This is a genomic window from Anaerobacterium chartisolvens (assembly GCF_003337415.1).
Taxonomy (GTDB): domain Bacteria; phylum Bacillota; class Clostridia; order Acetivibrionales; family DSM-27016; genus Anaerobacterium; species Anaerobacterium chartisolvens.
Genome location: NZ_QPJT01000023.1, coordinates 14,527 through 39,367, shown reverse-complemented (window position 1 = coordinate 39,367; position 24,841 = coordinate 14,527). Strand labels below are relative to the sequence as shown.

Here is a 24,841-nt window from a genome sequence, read left to right as displayed (position 1 = left end):
AAGCAGAAGAACCGTACCCCATGATGCCGCAGCGGTGGCAAGCTGCAATTTTCCAAACAATTTTAGGGTTTTCACACAGTCTGATGGGGTTATTGACATAAAATCTTGCATATATAGTAATATATGCAAGATTTAATTTTATTCCAATATTACCAAGAGTCAGAAACAAAAGTGGAGCATACCAGAGGAATTATTCAGAGAATATAGCATGTCAACAACCCCGTCCCTCTGTCACGTGCGGGACAACCCCGTCCCCTTGTCACGCCCCCGGGAAATAATTAAAAAGACAGTTTAATAAATATCTCTGTTTATCGTTGATTTGCTGGGATTATCTCTAATCATGTCTAAACATTAAAAAATTTTCTTGAATTTATCGACAAATATTTATAAAATATAAGCAAAAATTGGTAATAAGTAAAATTATTCTATTGATTTTAGACATAAATCCTTAGTTTTGCAATCAAATTTAAGATGGTTATAAGTACGCAGGTCAAGAGATGCTTATGGTTTTCACACAGCTTCAAGCATTCATTAAGAGCATGTGCAGCATTTTTTCAGATGAGACAGAGAGAATTAATATAACAAAGGGGGCTTTTATTTGAGTACAAAGGTGTTGGGCAGAAGGGTCATTTCTCTACTTATGGTTTTTCTTATATTTCTATCTCCCATTTATGAACCGCTGGCTGTTATGGCAGAAGGAGATCCGCCGGCGGAGCTTTGGGAAGAGAGTGAGGCAACAATACCCGGGATTCCGGGAAATATTACAGCCACGGCGGTGAGCGGCAGTTCAACTCTGGTTGTGTGGGATCAGGTTGAAGGAGCCGACGGCTATGACATTGAGGCTGATGGAGAGGTCAGGGATATGGGAGCCAATACGGCTTATGTACATGAAGGACTTCTTCCCGAAAGTGTGCATGTATACAGAGTGAGGGCAAAGAACTCATTGGGAGCGGGGGACTGGAGTGAGGAAATAACCCAAATTACGCTGCCCGAGGATGAACCTGGCACTGCTCCGGGGATTCCGCAGAATATTAAGGCAGATGCTTTAAGCTCAACGGAAATCAGGATTGTGTGGGACTATGTTGACGGTGCCTCAGAGTATGAGCTTGAGGCTGACGGAGAGGTTATATATACGGGAAATGCGACTGAATATGTTCACATTGATTTAAGCCCCTTAACAACATACACCTACAGGGTAAGATCAAGGAGTTCAGACAGAGCAGGCGAATGGAGCCAGACTGTTTCGGGGGCTACGCCTTCAGAGGTGAGCGAGATAACAATACCGGGGATTCCGGGAAATATTACAACCACGGTAGTGAGCGGCGGTTCAATTCTGGTTGTGTGGGATCGGGTTGAAGGATCTGACGGCTATGACATTGAAGTGGACGGAGAAGTCAGGGATATGGGAGTCAATACGGCGTATGTGCATGAAGGGCTTCTTCCCGAAAGCATTCATATATACAGGGTGAGGGCAAAGAACTCATTGGGGGCAGGGGACTGGAGTCAGGAAGCAATCGGTACTGCGCTGCCGGAGGAGCAACCGGGTACTGCTCCCGGAATTCCGCAGAATTTGACGGCTGCTTCGGGTGAGAAAAGCATAATTTTAAGCTGGGATGAAGTACCTGAGGCAATGGGATATGATCTATGGGCCGACGGAGCGATTATTGAAAACATACAGGGTACGTGGTATGAGCATTCGGGGCTTGTGCCCAACAAGAGGTACAATTATAAAATAAAAGCAAGAAATGAAGCAGGAGAAGGAATGTGGAGTGCGGAAATTACTGCCGCCACGCTTACAGGAAATATATTCCTTACGGCATCTACCGATAAAATTACTGTTACATGGGACAAAATGGATGGAGCGCTGGGCTACAGAATAGAAGTGGACGGACTGATAGTAGACAACGGCAGCGATACAATATATGTGCATGACGGACTGAAGCCCAATACCAACCATACCTACAGAATATGCCCCAATTATCAGGACGGTGCCGGTGTGTGGAGCCTTCCGGTTACCAAGCCAACACTTCCTCTTGCACCTTCGGGAGTGAAGGCGGCAGCCCAAAGCAGTACGGCAATAGCTGTAAGCTGGGATGCTTCGGCTGGGGCCACAATAAGCTATCAGGTAGAGGTTGACGGCAAAATAATAGATGCAGGAAATACTACATCATATTTAAGCACAGGATTGAGCCCCAATACTGTCCATACCTATCGTGTAAGGATAAAAAATGCCAGCGGAGAGGGCGTCTGGTGCTCGCTATTATCGGCGTATACCATGAATACAATATCTACATATATTTATGCAATGGCCGAGGAAACACAGATTGTAGTTGCGTGGACTGCTGTTTCAGGGGCCTCGGGCTACGATATAGAGGTTGACAGCGGTATTGTAAACAATTCCTCGTCAACATCATATAAGCATACCAACCTTACAGGAGGTACGAGACATACCTACAGGGTAAGGTACAGGGACTCCAAGGGAAATATAAGCGAGTGGAGTGCGCCTTTTGTTCAAATGACCTCAAGCCCGGATTCTACAGGACAATGGGCATCCAGACAGGGCCTGTCAACGGCACGGCATGGAGCGGGAATAGCAGAGATCGACGGCAAGCTGTATGCTATAGGAGGATACAGAAGTTATGCATCGAGTGGAATTAACACGGTATATTTGTCATCAGTGGAGGAGTATGATCCTCTGACAGACAAATGGACAAGCAAAAGGAGTATGCCGACCGCCAGAGGTGAGCTGGCTATAGCCGCATATAACGGCAAAATATATGCCATAGGAGGCTATAACGGAAACGGATATCTGAATATAGTGGAAGAATATGACCCTGCCGCAGATATATGGATGACAAGAAAGGCTATGTCTACCGCCAGATACAAATTGGGTGCGGCGGAAGCGGACGGAAAGATATATGCGGTGGGAGGACAAAACGCTTCAGGATACCTGAAAACGGTAGAGCAGTATGATCCCGTACAGGATACATGGGTTTCACGGGCTGCGATGCCCACCGCAAGAGCCGGTGCGGGAGTTGCTGAAGCAAACGGGAGGATTTATGCGGCGGGAGGATTTAACGGCACATATTTAAATGCCGTAGAGGTATATGACCCTGTATATGATCAATGGATAAGAAAAACCAGCATACCCACCCCAAGGGCATACTTTGGGATAGAGTCGGCAGGTAATAAGATTTACACAATAGGAGGGTACAACGCAAGCCATCTTAATACTATGGAGGAATATGACATACCCTCCAACACATGGCTTACAAGGCCTAATATGACCACTGCGAGGGGATATGTGGGAGCGGCTGAGATAGACGGCAGAATATATGCCGTTGGAGGGGCGTATTATAACTCTTCTTATGGAGATATTTCCTACAACACTGTGCAGGCGTATGTAATGAACATACCCTCTAATATTCCTTTAACTCCTGCAAACATATATGCAACGGCAACGCAAAGCACAATAGCCCTCAATTGGGACGGTGTGGTGGATGCGACTATAGGATATGAGGTTGAGGCAGACGGAACAATTGTAAGTGTTGGATCAAGCACCTCATACAGCCACACAGGACTTTCGGGCAATACTCCGCATACATACAGGGTACGGGCAAGGAATGTTGCGGGTGCAAGCCCATGGTCACAAGCGATAGCTCAAAGCACGTCCAATCCTGCTGAATGGGCAGGGGGAGAGTGGACCACAAAAGCCTCTATGTCTTCACTGAGGAGGGGAGCAGCCTCTGCGGTTTTGGAAGGCAGGCTTTATGTGATAGGAGGAGCGGCCTCATCAAGCGGATACCTGTCTTCTGTTGAAAGCTATGATCCAGAAGGGGACAAATGGACTGCAAAGCAAAGTATGTCTGTTCAAAGGTATGGACTTGGAGCGGAGGCGGTGAATGGAAAAATATATGCCATAGGCGGCCAGAACTCAACAGGGTATCTTAAAACGGTGGAGGAGTATGACCCTCTGACGGATACCTGGACTGAAAGGTCGAGTATGCCGACAGCAAGAGCCTTTATGAACACGGCAGTTGTGAACGGCAGGATATATGCTGTGGGAGGCTCTTCGGAAGGCAGTGTTGAAGAATATGATGCTGCTACTGATGCATGGACGGTAAAAGCGTCGTTAAATCAGGCCAGAACGAATTTTGCTCTTGCGGAGGCAAACGGCAGGCTGTATGCTATCGGGGGCTACTATAACGGGAATTATGTAAAAACTGTTGAAGAGTATGATCCGGCTTTGGACAGATGGATAATAAAGGGCGGAGTTCTTACACAGAGACAGGGCCATAAAGCTGTAGAGATAAATGGAAGAATCTATGTAATAGGCGGTCAGAACAGTTCATATCTTAATTTGGTTGAGGAGTATAATCCCGGTTCTAATACGTGGCTGTCTGGAGTGGCAGCCCGCACCTCAAGGGAGTTGGCCGGTGCCCGGTACATAGACGGGAAAATATATGCCTTTGGGGGATATAGCGGAAGCTACCTCGGTACAATGGACGCATTTATACTGAATATGAACCCTAATATACCGATAACACCGGGCGGGATAATTGCCACCGCTGCGCAAGACAAAATAGATATAAAATGGGATAAGGTGAATAATGCCACAGGCTATGAGATAGAAGCGGACGGTGCTGTTATTGACAGGGGAGCTGCCACAAGCTACAGCCATACCCCATTATCACCGGGGACACAGCACAACTACCGTGTGAGGGCAAAAAATGTCAGCGGGGCAGGTGAATGGAGCCCTCTGCTTGTGCAATGGACGGCCGATCCCCAAAAGGGTCTTGGCGGTGAGTGGACACCAAAGAACTCAATGCTTTCATTAAGAAGCTGGGCATCATCGGCGGCTGCCGACGGGAAAATGTATGTGATTGGTGGCATGGATAAGGCGGGGAGCTATCTGGATTCTATGGAGGCTTATGATCCTCTGCTTGACAGGTGGACATTAAAGTCCAACATGTACACACCAAGATGCAGGCTTGGAACTGCTGAAGCTAATGGTAAAATATATGCCATAGGCGGGTATAATAACACAGGATACCTAAGGACAGTAGAGGAATATGATCCGCTGAATGATTCGTGGACAAGGAAATCCGATATGCCGACAGCAAGGGCAGATATGGCTGTAGTGTCGGTGGGGGAAAGGATATACGCTATAGGAGGGGAAACACAGGCAGGTACATATACCGGCATAGTTGAGGAGTATGATCCCGCAGCCGACATGTGGAGCAGAAAAGCATCAATGAACGGAACAAGAGGTGCTTTTGCAGCGGCATTCACAGGGGGGAAAATATATGCTTTCGGAGGAATAACGGAAAACGGTGCTTATTCCGATAAGGTGGAGGAATATGATATTCAGACCGACGTATGGTCGGTAAAGGGAGGAATGTCGGTACAAAGGCAGGGCAGTAAGGCTATAGCCGTGAATGGAAGGATTTATATAATCGGCGGGCAGAACAGCGGCTACAGTAATGTGCTGGAGGAATATGACGCTGTAAAAAACACTTGGCTTACACATGCTTCCATAACGACTGCGAGGAGTCTTTCCGGGCTGGAATACATAGACGGAAAAATATATGCGGCGGGAGGGTATAACGGGAGCTATCTCAGCTTGGTTCATGCATTCATATTGAACGTGAATCCCAATACTCCGGCAGCACCCACAGGTATACTTGTCACCGCTGCAAAGGATAGAATAGATATAGGGTGGAACAAGGTAAATAACGCCACGGGCTATGAAATAGAGGCGGACGGTGCTGTTATTGACAGGGGAGCTGCTTTAACCTACAGCCATACTCCACTGCCTTCAAATACACAGCACAACTACCGTGTGAGGGCAAAAAATGTCAGCGGGACAAGCGAGTGGAGTCCTCTGCTTGTGCAATGGACCGCCGACCCCCGGACTGAGATTGCAGGAGAATGGACTTATAAGGCGAATATGCTGTCTCCGCGGTACGCACCGGCTATGGTCGTTGTAGGAGGAAGGGCATACGCAATCGGAGGTTCTGCGAGAGCAAGCTCATATCTGAATACGTTGGAGGCCTATTACCCATTGACGGACAAATGGGTGCAAAAGACAGGCATGTCAACTGACAGGCATGGGCTTGCGGCTGTTGAGGCGCATGGCAGGATATATGCCATTGGAGGGGAAAACAGCACAGGCTTGCTAGATATTGTGGAGGAATATGACCCTGAGACTGATACATGGACAAGAAAAGCGGGAATGCGCACACCCAGAGCATTTATGGGAGCCGAGGAAGTGAACGGCAGGATATATGTCATGGGAGGCGTAACCACAGGGGGAGCTTATTTGAATACGGTGGAGGAATATGATCCCCAAACCGATATCTGGACTGTAAAAGCATCCATGCATGAGGCAAGATGGGGGCACGCAACGGCTGTGGCAAACGGCAGGATATATGCCATAGCGGGTCGAAGCGCAAGCAATGCCTATTGCTCCACAGTGGAGGAATACAATCCTGAGACTGACACATGGACAGTAAAGGGAGGGGTACTCACACAGAGATACGGGCAAAGGGCCGTGGAGGTATACGGTAAAATATACGTTCTGGGCGGATACAACTTAAATACCGTAGAAGAGTACGATCCCGTGTCCAATACATGGCTTTTGAAGTCAACCCCCATGAAATCACAAAGGAGCTTCCCCGGAGTCATATTTCTGGGTAATAAGATATATGCGGCAGGAGGAATGGGTTCAGGTAGCTCTTATATAAACACGACAGAGGCGTTCATACTTGATATGGATTCCAATATACCTGACATACCTACAGGAATCACTGTTACCGCCACGAAAAACTCAATCAATTTGGTATGGGATGCTGTAAACAATGCAACAGGGTATGAGGTAGAGGCAGACGGGGCAGTAATTGCAAGGAATTCCAACAGCTATTCCAATACAGGCTTAATCCAAGGAACGCAGCATATATACAGGGTGAGGGCGATAAATGCCGCAGGTGCCGGGAGATGGAGCGCACCTGTCGAGCAGTACACCTCTGACCCTGCCGCAACTGTTGAAGGCCAGTGGTTTTCAGAGTCCTCAATGGGTGTCCCCCGGTACGGGCTTGCCTCGGAACAGGTGGATGGTAGGATCTATGCTATAGGCGGGTATAACGGGAGTGCGTATTTTAACACCGTAGAGTCGCTTGATCCGGTAAAAAACCGCTGGACGGGTAAAACAGGCATGTCAAATCCCAGGGCATATGCAGCGTCGGCCACGCTTAATGGTAAAATATATGTTATAGGAGGCTATGACGGAAATGCACTTGCTCTTGCAGAAGAATATGATCCTGTGGCGGACAGATGGACAAGAAAACCAAGCATATCTGCACCCAGATATTATGCTGCCGCAGCAGAGGCGGGAGGCAAAATCTATGTGGCAGGAGGCTATGACGGGACTGCCTATTTAAATACACTGGAGGAATACAGCCCTGAGACAGACACATGGGCTACAAAATCCACAATGCTTGTAAATAGAGGGCAGCACACCCTGACAGGAGTCAATGGGAAGCTGTATGCCATAGGAGGATATAATCAGGACGGCTATGTAAATACCGTAGAGGAATATGACCCCGTGACAGATACATGGACAGTAAGGGGAGGAATGGATGCATCAAGGCGTTATCATTCTGCGGCTGAGGCTGGAGGCAGGATTTACATTATTGGGGGCAGCTCTTCAACGGTAAAGGAATATGACCCTGTGAGAAATACATGGCTGGATAAGGAAGGCGTCAATACGGGCTCATATGCTGCCGCAGCGGCATTTGGGGACAAGATATATGTGCTGGGGGGAACAGCAGGTACTTATAATGCGGCACGGGCATTTATACTTGCCAGGCCGTCAAATATACCTGAGCCTCCTGAAAACATATTTATGACAGCTTCCAAGGACAGTATTAAGCTTACGTGGGATCCGTCGGTGGATGCCTCGGAGTATGAGATAAAGCTGGATGGAGCTGTTATAAAGGTAGATAAAAGCAGCGGCTGCAGCTACACTCACTCACCTCTCACTCCCGGAACCGAACACCGCTATTTTGTAAGGTCTGTAAACATTGCGGGAGCAAGCCGGTGGAGCGCCGAGCTTGTGCAGACAACTTCAGATCCTGAAACAGAGGTAAAGGGAGAATGGCTGACAAGAAGGAATATGCTGTCGGGAAGGCATTCTTTTGCATCGGCGCAGATAAATGGCAAGATATATGCCTCAGGGGGCTTGAACGGCAGTTCCTTTCAGGAAAGGCTTGAGGTGTACGACTCTGTAACAGACACATGGCAGGGGCTGTCGCCTATGTCCGCTCCGCGTGAGGGACTTGTAATGGCGGAGATGGGAGGAAGGCTGTATGCCATAGGAGGAAGGAATTCAAACGGGTATGTTAATACCGTTGAGGAGTATGATATTGCGGCGGGCACATGGACAATTAAGGCAAATATGCCTACGGCAAGGGCTTACGCAGGAATTGCCGTCATAGGCTCCGATATATATGTAATAGGGGGCTATAACGGGAGCTATTTAAGCTCTGTGGAGGTGTACAGGCCATCTGACAATACATGGACATCCATGAAGGACATGCCAAACTCCAGGGCATATCACGGGGTTGGAACGGTTGACGGAAAAATATATTCCCTTGGAGGGAGAAATTCTTCGGGGTATATACCTATAATAGAGCGATATGATCCACATTACGACGCATGGATCACTATTGGCGGAATGCTTTCACCCCGTGAAAGCCCCTCAGTAAAGAATGTAAACGGCAGGCTTTACGTAATAGGGGGAAGTAGTCCGTATGTCGGTACCGTAGAAGAATATGACACTGAAAGCAATACATGGCTGGTAAAGCAGGCAATGAAAAATCCCCGATCAATGCTGGCAATAGAGCAGGTGGGAGACAGGGTATTTGCAATTGGAGGATATAACGGAAGCTCAAGCCTTGCTGTTGTGGAGGAAATGATTTTTGCGTACCCGTCAAATATACCGGAGGCACCCTCGGGGCTGCTTACCACGGCTTCCGAAAGCTCCATCACCGTTTCATGGGGAGCTTTGCGCAATGTGTCCTCATATGAAATAGAGCTGGATGGGGGAATTATAATTAATCTCACTGCGGCAAGCTATTCACATACCGGGCTGGCACCCAATACACAGCACAACTACCGGGTGAGGGCAAAAAATATTGCGGGTACAGGCCCGTGGAGTGCCGTTAAGGTACAATGGACCTCCGATCCCACATCACTGCTTAACGGGGAATGGATGGACAAGGCTTCCATGTCTTCTGCAAGATACGCTCCAGCGATCGCCGCCGTGGGCTCAAGCCTGTATGTCATGGGTGGGAGATCCGGCAGCAGCAGCTACTTAAACACGGTAGAGGAGTATGATCCTATTACTGATAAGTGGAGAGCAAGGAAAGCAATGTCGGCGGAAAGGTACGGTCTGGGAGCCGGGGCGGTTGACGGAAGGATTTATGCAATAGGCGGCTATAACAGCTCGGGTGTTGTGGATATTGTAGAGGAGTATGATCCACTGTCGGATACGTGGACGAGAAAGGCTGCAATGCCCACTCCCAGATATTTTATGGCTGTTACGGAGATAAACGGAAAAATATATGCGACAGGTGGAATTGCGGCTGATGGAAGCTATGTAAATACAGTGGAGGAATACGATCCCCGAAGCGACACATGGACAGCAAGGACACCAATGACGGAGGCGCGGTCGGGACACGCGGTGGCTGCTGTAAACGGTAAAATATATGTAATAGGAGGGATGAGCAGAAGCGGTGCCTATTCATCCACGGTAGAGGAATACGATCCTGATACCGGGGCATGGACGGTTAAGGGGGGAGTTTTCTCTCAGAGGTACGGGCACAGAGCCGTGGAGGTATACGGTAAAATATATGTACTGGGAGGATATTCCTCAAGCGGATATCTAAGCCTGACCGAGCAGTATAATCCGGAATCCAATACATGGATTACCGGTACTAAGAGCATGAAGAACCAAAGGAGCTTCCCCGGGGCTGAGCTTATCGAAAACAAGATATATGTACTGGGAGGACTAAACGGAAGCACGTACTTAAACACTGCCGAGGTATTCATACTGAATATGCAGTCGAATATTCCGGCGGTGCCTTCAGGAATTATAGCCACTGCAACCACAAGCTCCATTTCTATAAGCTGGGATGCGGTAAATAACGCATCAGGCTATGAGGTTGAGGCCGACGGCGCCGTAGTTGCGGCTGCCCAAGCATCCTTTGCAAGCAGCGGCTTGGTTGCAGCCACCCGGCATGTATACAGAGTAAGAGCTGTTAATGCGGGGGGAGCAAGCGAATGGAGTATGCCCCTTGTGCAGTATACAGCCGATCCTGCCGCATCGGTGGAGGGAGAGTGGCTTTCTGAGAGCAGTATGCCTGCATTGCGGTACGGGCATATGTCGGAGCAGGCAGATGGCAAAATATATGCCATAGGAGGGTACAGCGGCGGATATATTGGCTCGGTGGATATGTTTGACCCCAAGCTGAACTGGTGGGCCTCAAGGACTCCCATGTCTGTGCCGAGAGCGTATGGAGCGGCGGCTGAAATTGACGGAAGGATATATGCAGTAGGAGGATCAAACGGCACTGCGCTTGCCCTTACGGAGGAATATAACCCGGAGGAGGATGTGTGGACAAGAAAGGCAAGTATGCCCTCAGCAAGATACTATCTTGCGGTGGCGGCATTGAACGGCAGGCTGTACGCTGCGGGAGGCCATGACGGCAGTTCATGTGTAAATACCTTAGAGGAATATGATCCCGGTACCGATATCTGGACTCAGAGAGCCGGAATGATAAATGCAAGAGCATATCATTCGCTGACGGCGTGCGGGGGCAGGCTGTACGCAATAGGCGGATATAGCCCGGACGGCAGCTATGTGACTACGGTTGAGGAGTACAACCCCGAAGAGGATGTATGGACGGTAAGGGGCGGCATGGATGTGGCAAGGAGGCAGCACGGTGCGGCTGAAGTGGGCGGTAAGATATATATAATAGGAGGACATAACTCTGGAGGATACCTTTCGTCTATAAAGGAATATGACCCAGCAAGCAATACATGGCTGAACAAGGCGGAAATGCCAGGTGCAAAAAGATATTTGGGTGTGACGGCAATAAACGACAAGATATATGTCACAGGAGGCACCGGGTCAATTAATTACGGCAGTGTCGAGGCATTCATACTTGACAGGCCGGGAAATATACCCAAGGTGCCTGAGAATATAGTTGCCACAGCCACTGACAATCAAATTGCGCTTACGTGGAATGCATCGGCAGATGCATCGGGGTATGAGGTTGAGGCTGACGGAGGTATTATAAAAGCTCAGGGAGGCTATTCAAACAACCTGTGTACAATTTCAGCGAGAGCTTGGGCAAGCAATTCCCATAGCGGCTACCCTGCATCCAATGCCTTTGATGGAAATCAGTCAAGCCATTGGAATAGTTCTTCGGCTGTTCCTCAGTGGCTAGGGTATGACTTTGGAAGTGAGCCTAAGGTTGTTAACAAATATACAATAACGTCATATGGCACAAGTTACTACCCTCAGAGCTGGAGCTTTGAAGGAAGCATGGACGGGTCAAGCTGGCGCGTGCTGGACAGCCAGAATGCTGTAAGCTTTGAGAGCTATGAAAAAAAAGAGTTTTTGTTTTACAATCAAATAGCCTACAGGCATTACAGGATATATGTGACAGGCTCCAGCAGCAGCAGCTCCCATGTACGCATTGCGGAGCTGGAAATGATGAGCTCGCAGTGCAGCTATGCCAATCCGGGACTCAGCACCGACACCCGGCACTACTACAGGGTGAGGGCAAGGAATATAGCGGGTGCGAGCGAATGGAGCCCCGTGCTTGTGCAGTCGACCTCCGATCCCGGGACTGAGGTTAAGGGCGAGTGGATGTCAAGAGCGGGAATGCCTACCCCAAGGCACGCACTCGGCACGGCGCAGATAGACGGGAAAATATATGCGGTGGGAGGGCTTCGCGGAAGCGCATGGCAGGACAAGCTGGAGGTATATGACCCAGATTCCGGCATCTGGAGGCAAATGGCTCCGATGTCAGCACCCAGAGAGGGCCTTGTGGCGGCGGAAGCCGGAGGAAAGCTGTATGCAATCGGGGGCAGGAACAGCAACGGGTACTTAAATACTGTAGAGGAGTACGACCCGGCAACAGGCACATGGACGAGAAAAACCGGAATGCCGACGGCAAGGGCATACGCTGCAGCAGTACAGATGGATTCCAAAATATATGTAACGGGCGGAGAAAACGGAGAGGTACTTAACACTGTAGAGGTGTATGACCCCTTGACCGACACATGGATCAGGATGAACAACATGCCCTATGCCAGAACCCGTCACGGGCTGGCGGTATTAAACGGTAAAATATATGCTGTGGGCGGAATTGTTCTGAATAATTTTGTAAGCGTGGTGCAGGAGTATAGCATTGACGAGGATACATGGTCAACTGTCGGTGGGATGGCATTACCCAGAGAAAACCTTGCGGTAAAGGCGGTTAACGGCAGGATTTACACCGTGGGAGGGGGAAGTTCATATGTTGATAATGTAGACGAATATGACACTGAAAGCAACACATGGCTTGTCAAGGAGAAAATGCCTACACCGCGCGCATTACTTTCTATAGAGCAGGTGGGGGACAGGCTGTTTGCAATAGGAGGCTATAACGGCAGCTCCAGCCTCGGGACTGTGGAGGAGCTACTTTTGAATGCCGGATCAAATATGCCGACAGTTCCCCAAAACGTGATTACAACAGCCACCGGCAGCTATATCATATTGTCATGGGATGCCGTAAGCAATGCTTCCTCGTATGAGGTTGAGATAGACGGGGGCATTATAAGCGGAATAAAGGATACGCGCCGTGTTCATGAAGGGCTGTCGGCGGGAACACATCACACATACAGGGTAAGGTCTAAGAATATTGCCGGAGTGAGCGGGTGGAGTAGCCTTATTGCCCAGCAAACCTCAAATACGGGTGAGCAGATACGCGGAGAATGGACTGCCAAGACTGCCTTGCCGTCAGCGAGACAGGGAATGGCATCCGTTTCGCTGAACGGAAAGGTTTACTCAATAGGAGGAGTGAACGGAACGTCTTACAGCGATAAGGCCGATAAGTATGACGGTCAGACAAATGCGTGGGAGTCTGTTAAAACTATGTCTGTTGCGAGGGCATATCTCGGAGCTGCGGAGCTTGATGGCAAAATTTACGCTGTGGGGGGCTATAACGGCAGTGCCTACCTTACAACTGTTGAGGAATACGACCCTGATACAAACCAGTGGACGAGGAAGGCAAACATGCCTGTTCCGAGAGCTTATTTCAATATTGCGGCAGTTAACGGCAGGCTCTACGCTGTGGGAGGGTATAATTCCTCCGGCTATATGAGAACTGTGGATGAATATGACCCCGCCACAGACACATGGACGGCAAAGGCCGGTATGAATATGCCGAGATCCAATCACACCGTAACGGTGCTGAACGAAAAGGTATATGCCATAGGCGGGATGACGGCAAATAACGTATATTCTAAGCTGGTTGAGGAGTATGATCCCGCAAGTGATACATGGATTATAAGGACTCAGGTAATTTCCGAGAGAAGGAACGCGGCTACGGAAGAGATCAACGGCAGGCTTTACATATTAGGAGGAAGCAACGGCAGCGGATATTTAAACACCGTAGAGGAATACGACCCCGTAACCAATACATGGCTTTCAAACGCTCCAATGCTATCCAAGCGTGAGTATATTGCGTCGGCAAAAGTAGATAAAACCGTTTACATTATGGGCGGAGACGGCGGAAGCGTGTCAGGCGTTACGGAGGCATTTGCGCTTGATGTTCCAATTCCACAGGTGCCTGAAGACATTATAGCCACTGCGACAAAGGACAGCATTATTATTGAATGGAATGCGATAAACAATGCCGCAGGGTATGACATTGTAGTGGACGGCGCTATGATAAACACCGGGACTTCGGTAAAGTATGAGCATAAGGCGCTTTCACCCGGCACTACACATTATTATATGGTGAGAGCTAAAAATATAAGCGGCGCAAGCATGTGGAGCGATGAGCTCGCCCAGTCTACCTCCAACCCCGATCTTGAAATAAAAGGAGAATGGGTGTCTAAAACCCGTATGTCTGTGCCGGCATACGGTCATGCCATAGTGGAAATGGACGGAAGGATATACGCTTTAGGCGGGTACAGCAGCCAGTATATAAGCAGTGTGGAGCAGTATGATCCTTCAGGGAATGTATGGATCTCCAAAGCTCCTCTGACTGCCGTAAGGGCGTATCACGGAGCGGCTGAGCTTAATGGAAGGATATATGTTGCGGGAGGCTTTAACGGAGCGTACATAAGCTCTGTCGAGGAGTATGACCCGGAAACAGACAGATGGACAATAAAAACGGCTATGAAAACACCGAGGGCCTATCACACCCTTGCAGCCGCAGGAGGAAAGCTTTACGCCATCGGGGGAAGAAATTCCTCCGGGTACCTTTCGTCTGTGGAGGAATACGATCCGGCATTAAATCAATGGACGGAGAAGAGAGCCATGCCCGTTGAAAAAGCATATCATGGGTCAGTTGTAGTGGATGAGACAATATATGTGATGGGCGGCTTTAATACAGGAGGATACTTAAGAAGGGTAGAGGCGTATGACCCCAAATCCGGCACATGGAAGACAAGGGCAGGAATGCCGTCCCAAAAGGCGTACTTTGGCATGGCGAGTGTAAACGGAAGGATTATAACTGTCGGGGGAAGCAACGAAAACGGTTATCTTAAACTGGTGGAGGAATATGATGCTGCAAGCAATACATGGCTTACAAAGGAGCCTCTGCTTTCAGCCAGAAGATATGCAGCCGCAGAGGAGATAGATGGAAACGTGTATGTGGTCGGGGGAGAAAACAAAGGAAGCCTGGATATAGTAGAGGCTCTTATACTGGCACTCCCCTCCAATGTACCGCCTGCCCCTTCTAATATACTGGCAACAGCGGTGAGCGACAAAATTACATTGGACTGGGATGCCGTGGACAACGCAACCGGTTATGATATTGAAGCAGACGGAAGCATAAAATCTGTGACAGGAAGCACCTTTATATACCAGAAGCTCACTCCGGGGACTCAATACACCTTCCGGGTAAGGTCTAAGAATATAAGCGGAGCAGGTGAATGGAGTGAGGTTATTTTGCAGTCCACTTCAAATCCTGCTTCGGCAATTAAGGGAGAGTGGGTATCACAAAGCGCAATGCCCACCAGAAAATACGGAAACGGGCTGGCGGCTGCCGGAGATAAGATTTACTCTGTGGGAGGCTATGACAATTCCTCGTACTTGAATAAAACAGAGGAGTATGACCCGTTAACCGGAAAATGGACAACAAAGTCTAATTTGTCTACCGCCAGAGCATATAGCGGAGTTGTGCAGTCGGGCGGGAAGATATATGTAATCGGCGGAAAAAGTGTTATAGGGTATGTAAACACCGTGGAGGAGTATGATCCCGCGGCCGACACGTGGAAAAGAAAGACAGCGATGTCAGTACCCAGAGCTTATGCGGCGGCTGCGGTTTTGAACGGCAGGATATTTATTATGGGCGGAATAAACGATAGCGGAGTGCTGGACACGGTGGAGGAGTATGATCCTGATACAGACAAGTGGACGGTAAGAGCAGGACTGTTTAGAGCAAGAGCCTACCACGATGCTTCTGTTTCAAACGGGAAAATCTACTTAATGGGAGGGTCGGATTCAAGAGGCTATGTAAAAGCCATTGAAGAATATGATCCTCAGACAGGGGAATGGAGGCTTAAGGGAGGAGTTTATACCAGCCGCAATAATTTGTCCTTAGAAACAGTGGGCGGAAGAATTTATGCGATGGGAGGCTCGGCAGCAAGCGGATACTACTTAAACATTGTAGAAGAGTATGACCCTTCCTCGAACACGTGGCTGAACAGTGTAAGTATGCCTGCCGGAAGGTATGGAATGGGTACTGAGGCAATAGGCTGGACAATATATGCAGGCGGCGGAAATGGAAGCGCCCCTGTGAACAGGATGGATGCATTTGTACTGATACCCCCGGGAACTCCCGGCACTCCGCAAGGCTTAATCGGGATCGCTTCGGAGACTTCGGTGGCATTGTCATGGATGGAGTCTGAAAATTCGGCAAGCTATGATATGGAAATTGACGGGCAGACAATAGTTAATGTCGCAGGACTTTCATATAACAGCACTGATTTGGTACCCGGAACACAGCATACTTACAGGGTTAGAGGAAGAAATGCAGGTGGCGTTGGCGCATGGAGCAATGCCCTTGTCAGGTGGACTCTTCCCTCGGTGCCGACGGATGTGCAGGCGGTGTCCACAGCCAATTCGATAGCCATTTCATGGTCCGGTTCAATAGGAGCCACAGGCTATGAGGTAGAGGTGGACAGTGTTATAAGAAGCTGCGGCTCAAACGCATATTATAATTATACGGGATTACTGCCCGGAACACAGCACAGCTACCGTGTACGTGCTAAAAGCAGCACATCCATAGGGAACTGGAGCGGCGTTGCACATAAGTGGACAAAGCCTCTTGTGCCGTCCGGCCTTGAAGCATCTGCTACAAGCACCCGGGTTATTCTGAGGTGGAGCGCTGCTGAGGGAGCGGCAGAATATGAGATAGAAGAGGATGGAGTTATAAAAGACGCAGTGCAGGGTACTACATTTACATATACGGGATATACCCCCAACACCAGCCACACATACAGGGTGCGGGCAAAGAAGGAAGATGAGGTAAGCGATTGGAGCTATTCAAAAACCGTTTCTACTCTTCTGAGTACCCCCGGCAACGTAAAGGCCACAGCAACAGGAAGCTCTGTAGTAGTGAGGTGGGATCCGGTAAGCGGGGCTACAGGCTACGATATTGAGGTTGATGGTACGGAAAAGAGCAATGGAAGCGGTACATCTTTTACACATCAGGGGCTTTCTCCCAATACGGGGCATACATATAGGGTCAGGGCAAAGGATGCGGCAGGCGCCAGCCTTTGGAGCGAGCCGCTTGAGGTATGGACCAAGCTGGATGTGCCCTCCAATGTTGTGCTTGCTTCAACCACCTCCTCAATAACTCTTACATGGAATAGTGTAGCGGGAGCGTCCGGCTATGAAATTGAAGCTGATGGAAGAGTGATGGGCGACATTTCCGATACCGCTTATATACATAAGGGATTAGCCCCAAATACAGAGCATAAATACAGGTTAAGGTCTAAAAATTCGTCTACTGCAAGTGATTGGACATCAATGCTTACTACATTAACTGCGCCTGAAATACCGTTAAACGTTAAGGCCTCCGCCACAAGCACGGCTATTAATGTGTCATGGGACTCTGTGGCGGGAGCTGCAGGCTATGATATTGAGGTTGATGGATCGATAAAGGAGACTGTGGCAAACCCCAATTGCACACATTCAGGGTTTGCTCCCAATACGGTACACAGCTACAGGATTCGATCAAAAAACTCAGGAGGGGTCAGCGCGTGGACTGAGAGTGTGGGAATTATTACATTGCTGGAGACCCCCGGAGGAATAAAGCTTGCTTCAACAAGTGACTCCATTACAATTGAGTGGTCAAAGGTAGAGGGGGCGGAGAGCTATGAATTGGAGAAGGACGGAGTGGTTGTAAACACAGGTATTGATACTTGGTATACGCACTCAGGACTGGACGCCGGAAGCCAGCACACATACAGGATAAGGGCTTTGGGCTACAGAACGGAAAGTGCATGGACAACCGCTGTGAAGCAGTATACTGCACCGGGAGTACCCTTGGGTGTTTCAGCCGTGTCTACCAGTACAAGCGTAACAGTTACGTGGACGCCGGTGTTAGGCGCATCGGGCTATGATGTAGAAGTCGATGGAGCAGTTAAAGAGACTGTACAATCGCCTAATTGCACACATGCAGGGTTTGAGCCGGATACAGGACATACATACAGAATACGGTCAAGGAACTCAGGAGGGGTCAGTGATTGGAGCGACAAAGTAAGCATACATACATTGCTGAGTACCCCAGCAAACATAACCTGCGTTTCTGAGGGCAGCTCTATCTCTGTTAAGTGGGATGTTGTTGCAGGGGCGACAGGGTATGAAATTGAGGTAGACGGAATTATAAAGGATAACGGCTCAAACGTAATGTACGCACATACCGATTTGCTTCCTAATACACAGCATACATACAGAATTAGGGCTAAGAACAGCTTGACAGCTGGCAATTGGAGCGGATTGGTAAGCAGGCTGTCGGCACCTGCGGTGCCCTCAAGCATTAATTTAACTTCCACCGACACCACTATAACCGTTTCATGGAATTCTTCTTCGGGTGCAACAGCGTATGATGTGGAAATGAACGGAGCAGTGAAGGAGAACGTGGCAGGGACAAGCATTACATACTCTAATCTTGCTTCCAATACAATCTACATCTTTAGAATACGATCAAAGAATGCCGGGGGAGTAAGTCTTTGGAGCGATTTTGCCCAAACCTCCACGCGTCTTTCCACACCTGGAAATGTATCTGCAAAAGCATTGGGCGGTGATATTCTTGTGTCATGGGATATGGTTCCTTATGCCACTGGCTATGAAATAGAGGTAGACGGAGAGGTGATGGATAACGGGGCGGATATAACGTATATCCATAGCGGAGTTGAGAAAAATACGCAGCATGTATACAGGATAAGATCAAAAAACATTTCGGCGTTTAGCGACTGGACTGCACCGGTTACTGTGATATCTGCGTCAGGTATACCCTCCGGTATAAAAGCGGTATCTACAAGCACATCTGTCACTCTTACATGGGATGCGGTACCGGGAGCTGCCGGATATGATATAGAGATTAATGGATCAAATGTAGTTAAGAACAATGGCAGTGAAAAATATGTTCATCAAAATTTAAAGCCCAATTCTCTTTATACATACAGGTTAAGAGCGATAAATGCAGGAGGCGTAAGTAATTGGAGTGACAGTGTCAGCCGGCGGACCTTGCTTTCCCAACCTAAAAATATTGTATTTAATATTCAGGGCACAGGTATTAATGTGGAATGGAGCCCTGTTGAAGGAGCTTCCGGATATGATATAAAAGTAGATGGAGTAGAGATTGATAACGGAGTGAATACTAAATATACTCACAATGGTTTATCTCCAAACAGCCAGCATACATATTCAATCAGAGCAAAAAATGAAGATGTTACAAGCCAGTGGACCGAGACAGCGACAAAGCTGAGCGCTCCTGCCATACCGTCAGGTATTTCCGCTTCTTCGACCAGTACATCTGTAGCTTTGGCTTGGGGCATGGTAACGGGTGCTGTCTCCTATGATATTTTAATAAACGGCACCGAAGTAATCAGCAATGTTTCAGGCACAAGCTACTTACACAGCAAATTAACGCCTTCAACAATATATACATATAAAATAAGAGCGGCAAATACAGGGGGTACAAGTAATTGGAGTGAAGAGACAAGCCTGTGGACGCTTTTGGCAACTCCGAATAACGTTAAAACGATGGTTGAGGGCACTACAGTTACTGTCACATGGGATTCGGTTCCCGATGCCGCCTATTATCAGGTGGATATAAACGGAACTGTACTGAACGTCGGCTCAGGCACTGCATATATCCATACCGGTGTAAACCCTCAGACTCAATATATTTATAGAATCAAGGCAAAAAATGCTTCCACTGAAAGTGAGTACAGTGTGGCGGTCAGCCAGCTTACAGTACCTGCAATTCCTGAAATTGCGATTGCGGCGGCAACAAGCAGCTCAATAAAGATTACGTGGAATGGGGTAGAGGGAGCCATTGGATACATTCTGGAAATTGACGGGACTTCGGAAGTAAATATATCGGGGCTGAGCTATATTCACCAAGAGCTTGAGGCCAACAGTCTGCACAGCTATAGGGTGAGGTCAAAGAATTCGTCAGGAGCCAGTGACTGGAGTGAGGCGGTGTCTAAAAGAACTGCACCGAAAACTCCGCATATAGCAAGCATTATTTCAGACGATACCTCTGTAAGCTTGTCATGGGAGGAATGTGAAGGAGCGGAAGGCTATATTGTTGAAGCTGACGGAGCGGAGATTGAGAACGGTGACAGAACTGCATATGTGCATACAGGCTTAGCTTCAGGAACTCAGCATACTTACAGGATAAAGTCGTTCAATAGCGGAGGGGAAAGCGATTGGAGTGCAAAAACAGTTAAATTGACTCTTCCGAGCGTGCCTCAGATGCTGAATATTGAAAGAGACAGTAACATAGTTACGCTTGCGTGGATATCTGCCGGTGCAAGCGGGTATGATGTCTGGGTTGACGGGGTAATCAAGGATAACGGGCCAAGTACCACCTATGTACATAATGGATTGTCTCCAAATACAAAGCATACCTACAAAATAAGGTCAAAAAATTCCGAGGGTGCCAGCCAGTGGAGCAATGAGGCAAGCGTATGGACTTTACTGGATACCCCTTCAGGTATAGCCGCACAGGCTTCTGTAAATTCGATTACTGTCACATGGAATCAAGTATCAGGAGCATCAGGATATGATATTGAAGCAGATGGAGAAGTCATTGGCAATAATGGCGTAACTAATTTTGTACATGGAGGGCTGGGTACAAATACTCAGCACTATTATAGGGTAAGAGCCAAAAATGCACAGGGAACAGGCAATTGGAGTCAGAAAATTGCTCAATGGACCTCGCCGCAAATACCGGTAAACTTGAATGCAGTGTCAACCGCCGATTCAATAAGGGTTACATGGGACACTGTTGAGGGAGCATCAGGATATGATGTAAAAGTTAATAATGGAAATATAATAAATAATGGGGTTAACACAGAGTATCGGCAGTCGGGGCTTCAGCCTGATACTGAGTATAAATTCATGGTCAGATCGCGCAATGCGGGTGCTGTAAGCGAGTGGAAAAGTATTTCCATATCTACATTGCTTAGTGTACCGGCGGATATAAGCTTTTCATCGTCAAGTACGGGAATAACGGTAACATGGGGTTCTATGAACGGAGCCACAGCTTATGATGTTGAGGCTGACGGGCAGGTAATAGCAAATGGTATGGATACGAGCTTTATGCATGGAGGGCTGCTGCCTAATACCTCACATACTTACAGAGTCAGAGCGAGAAACAACTTGAGAATTGGGGAATGGAGCGGTATGGAAACCAGATATACCGCACCTCCGCCCCCTGACAATATTGATGTTGCTGCTGTTTCGGATACCGTCATTAATGTTGCATGGGATGCTGCGGAAGGCGCATCGGCATATTACATAGAAGTGGATGGAGAGGTTATATACAACGGAAGCTCAACGTCTTATGTACATGCCGGTCTGCTTCCGGGAATAAGGCATTCATACAGGATCAGATCGGCAAATGTGAACGGGATGAGTGATTGGAGTGCCATAAGCACTAATTCTACACTCCCGGCTATGCCTTTTGGAATTGTGGCAACGTCGTCAAGCAGTTCAATAACATTAAAATGGAATGAGGTCCAAGGGGCGTCGGGATATGATATATGGGTTGACGGTGAAGAAGTGGATAATGGTACGGACACGTTCTATGTCCATACGGGGCTTATCCCAAACACAAGTCATACTTACAAGGTAAGAACCTATAATGAAGTGGGAATAAGCAATTGGAGCACCGAGATTGTAAAATTTACATTGCCGCGCACACCAACCAATTTGTCTGCTGTTGCCGGAGACACTAAAATTACTGTAACATGGGGTTTGGTATCAGGTATTACAGGATATGACATTGAAGTTGACGGACGCGTAATATATAACGGCACTGCAAACTCTTATACACACACCGGACTTACTCCGGGCGTAAAGCATATTTACAGAGTCAGGGCAAAGGCCTCTGAAAATGGAGAGTGGAGTACTCCTTTAAGTATTATGACAGTGCCCTCTATGCCTGTAAATGTAAGAGCCGCTGCCAAGGACAATGAGATTATTTTGACTTGGAACGCCGCCTCAGGGACAGAGAAATATGAAGTAGAAGCGGACGGAAATATAATTAGCGGAATTGTCGATACATCCTATTCACATAAAAACCTGCTGCCCTCAACCCAGCACACCTATAGGGTCAGGGCCGGAAACTCAGGAGGATGGGGAGGATGGAGCGCAATAATTACCAAATCGACATTGCCGGGGACTCCTGCAAACCTCATTGCGGCTGCGGGAGATACGGAAATTGTATTGTCGTGGAGTGAAGCGGATGGTGCAATCGGTTATGACGTATCGGCGGATGGCGTAATAATATATAACATAGAAGAGCTTACGTATACGCACAGCCAACTGCTGCCAAACACTATCCATATATATAAGGTCAGGGCAAGAAACTCCGTAACTGTAGGAAACTGGAGCGAAGTGCTTGAGGTTACCACTTCACTTCAGGTACCTGAAAATCTAAGCGGCACAGCTTTGGAGGACAGGATAATTCTTAAATGGGATGCTGTCGAAGGGGCTGCAGGATATGTAGTGGAAGCAGACGGTATTGAGTTTGAAGGTATTACAGAGACAAGCTATATACATGCGGGCCTTGTATCGGGCACGAAGCATGCATACAGGATAAAAGCTTATAATGCCCAGGCTTCAAGCAAGTGGGGACAAGCACTGGAAAAGTGGACACTTCCAGAAGCTCCCTCGGATCTGAAGGCATCTTCTTCCAGTACGCAGGTTACTCTGTCATGGACTGAGGTAAGCGGTGCATTGGGATATGAGATTCAGGCGGACGGCTCTATAATAAACGTTGGTGCCGCAATCGGCTATGTACATAGCGGGCTTATTCCTTACACTTCTCACACCTACAGAGTAAGAGCCAAAAATCAAAGCGGATCGGGAAGCTGGAGCAATCAGATAACCTATATGACTAAAGAACCTGTAATCGAAATTGGGATTGAGCTGGAAGAACTGGAGACAGAGGTTTCGGATTTGTCCACACAGGACAAGATTAATTCTGCGCAAGTAAGACTTAATTCCATTAGAGCAAAGATTAAAGCTCTACATAACCAAGATGATATGCTTGCACTGCTGCAGAGGGCGGATGCGATACAATCGGCAATTAATCAGGCACAAATGCTGATAAATACCAAAACAGCCGTAAGTCAGGCTGAAGCCGCGGTGGCATACGCTGAAAAAAGCCGTACCCTTTCTTCAATACAGACGGCACAGGACTTGATTGATCAAGCACTGAGCAAGGTAAATGATTTGCCTTATGGAACGGAAAAGGACACACTGAAGCAAAAGTTAAGCAGCCTGCAAAACAGGCTATATATAGTAAAAATATCAGGTAATCTGACTGATATCGGAACACTGATAAGCAACATTACGACTATAGGCGAGATAAACAACATCCAGAACATAATAAATCAGACGGTAATAATCATCAACAGCCTTCCGGCTGGGGAAGAGAGGGATGCCCTGCAAAGAGAGGTCAACATAGGCCAAGCCAATGTGAACATAGCACACATAGGGATGCTTGTGCAGAATATCACGACTATAGGAGAGGTCAATAACATTCAGAGTATAATAAATCAGACGGTAATAATCATCAACAGCCTTCCGGCTGGGGAAGAGAGGGATGCTCTGCAAAGAGAGGTCAACATAGGCCAAGCCAATGTGAACATATCGCATATAGGGATGCTCGCGCAGAACATTACGACTATAGGAGAGGTAAACAATATTCAGAGCATAATAGATAAGACGGTAATAATCATCAACAGCCTTCCGGCTGGAGAAGAGAGGGATGCTCTGGAAAGAGAGATCAACATAGGCCAAGCCAATGTGAACATATCCCATATAGGGATGCTTGTGCAGAATATCACGACTATAGGCGAGGTAAACAACATCCAGAGTATAATAGATCAGACGGTAATAATTATCAACAGTCTTCCGGCTGGTGAAGAGAGAGATGCTCTGCAAAGAGAGGTCAACATAGGCCAAGCCAATGTGAACATATCGCATATAGGGATGCTTGTGCAGAACATCGCCACTATAGGAGAAGTAAACAACATTCAGAGCATAATAGACCGCACGGCAATAATCATCAACAGCCTTCCGGCTGGGGAAGAGAGGGATGCTCTGCAAAGGGAGGTCAACATAGGCCAAGCCAATGTGAACATAGGGCGTATAGGGATGCTCGCGCAGAACATTACGACTATAGGAGAAGTAAACAACATTCAGAGCATAATAGACCAGACTATAGTGATTATCAATGCGTTGCCTGAGGATGCAAGAGGGCCGCTGCTTGAGAAGGTAAATATAGGCCGGATAAATGTGAACATAGGGCATATAGGGATGCTTGTGCAGAACATCGCCACTATAGGCGAGGTAAACAATATTCAGAGTATAATAGACCGCACGGTAATAATCATCAACAGCCTTCCGGCTGGAGAAGAGAGGGATGCCCTGCAAAGAGAGGTCAACATAGGCCAAGCCAATGTGAACATAGCACATATAGGGATGCTTGTGCAGAATATCACGACTATAGGAGAAGTAAACAACATTCAGAGGATAATAGACCAGACTATAGTGATTATCAATGGCTTGCCTGAACCGGATAGAGGGCCGCTTCTTGAGAAGGTAAATATAGGCCGGATAAATGTGAACATAGGGCATATAGGGATGCTTGTGCAGAACATCGCCACTATAGGCGAGGTAAACAATATTCAGAGTATAATAGACCGCACGGTAATAATCATCAACAGCCTTCCGGCTGGAGAAGAGAGGGATGCCCTGCAAAGAGAGGTCAACATAGGCCAAGCCAATGTGAACATAGCACATATAGGG

Annotated in this window: 1 protein-coding gene; it reads left to right on the top strand. The window is 47.9% G+C overall.

Translation table 11 applies throughout. The features are described from left to right. Positions 1-598 precede the first annotated feature (598 nt). The coding region (locus DFR58_RS16820) for a Kelch repeat-containing protein (RefSeq protein WP_207659263.1) at positions 599-24,841 on the top strand (24,243 nt) is incomplete at its 3' end.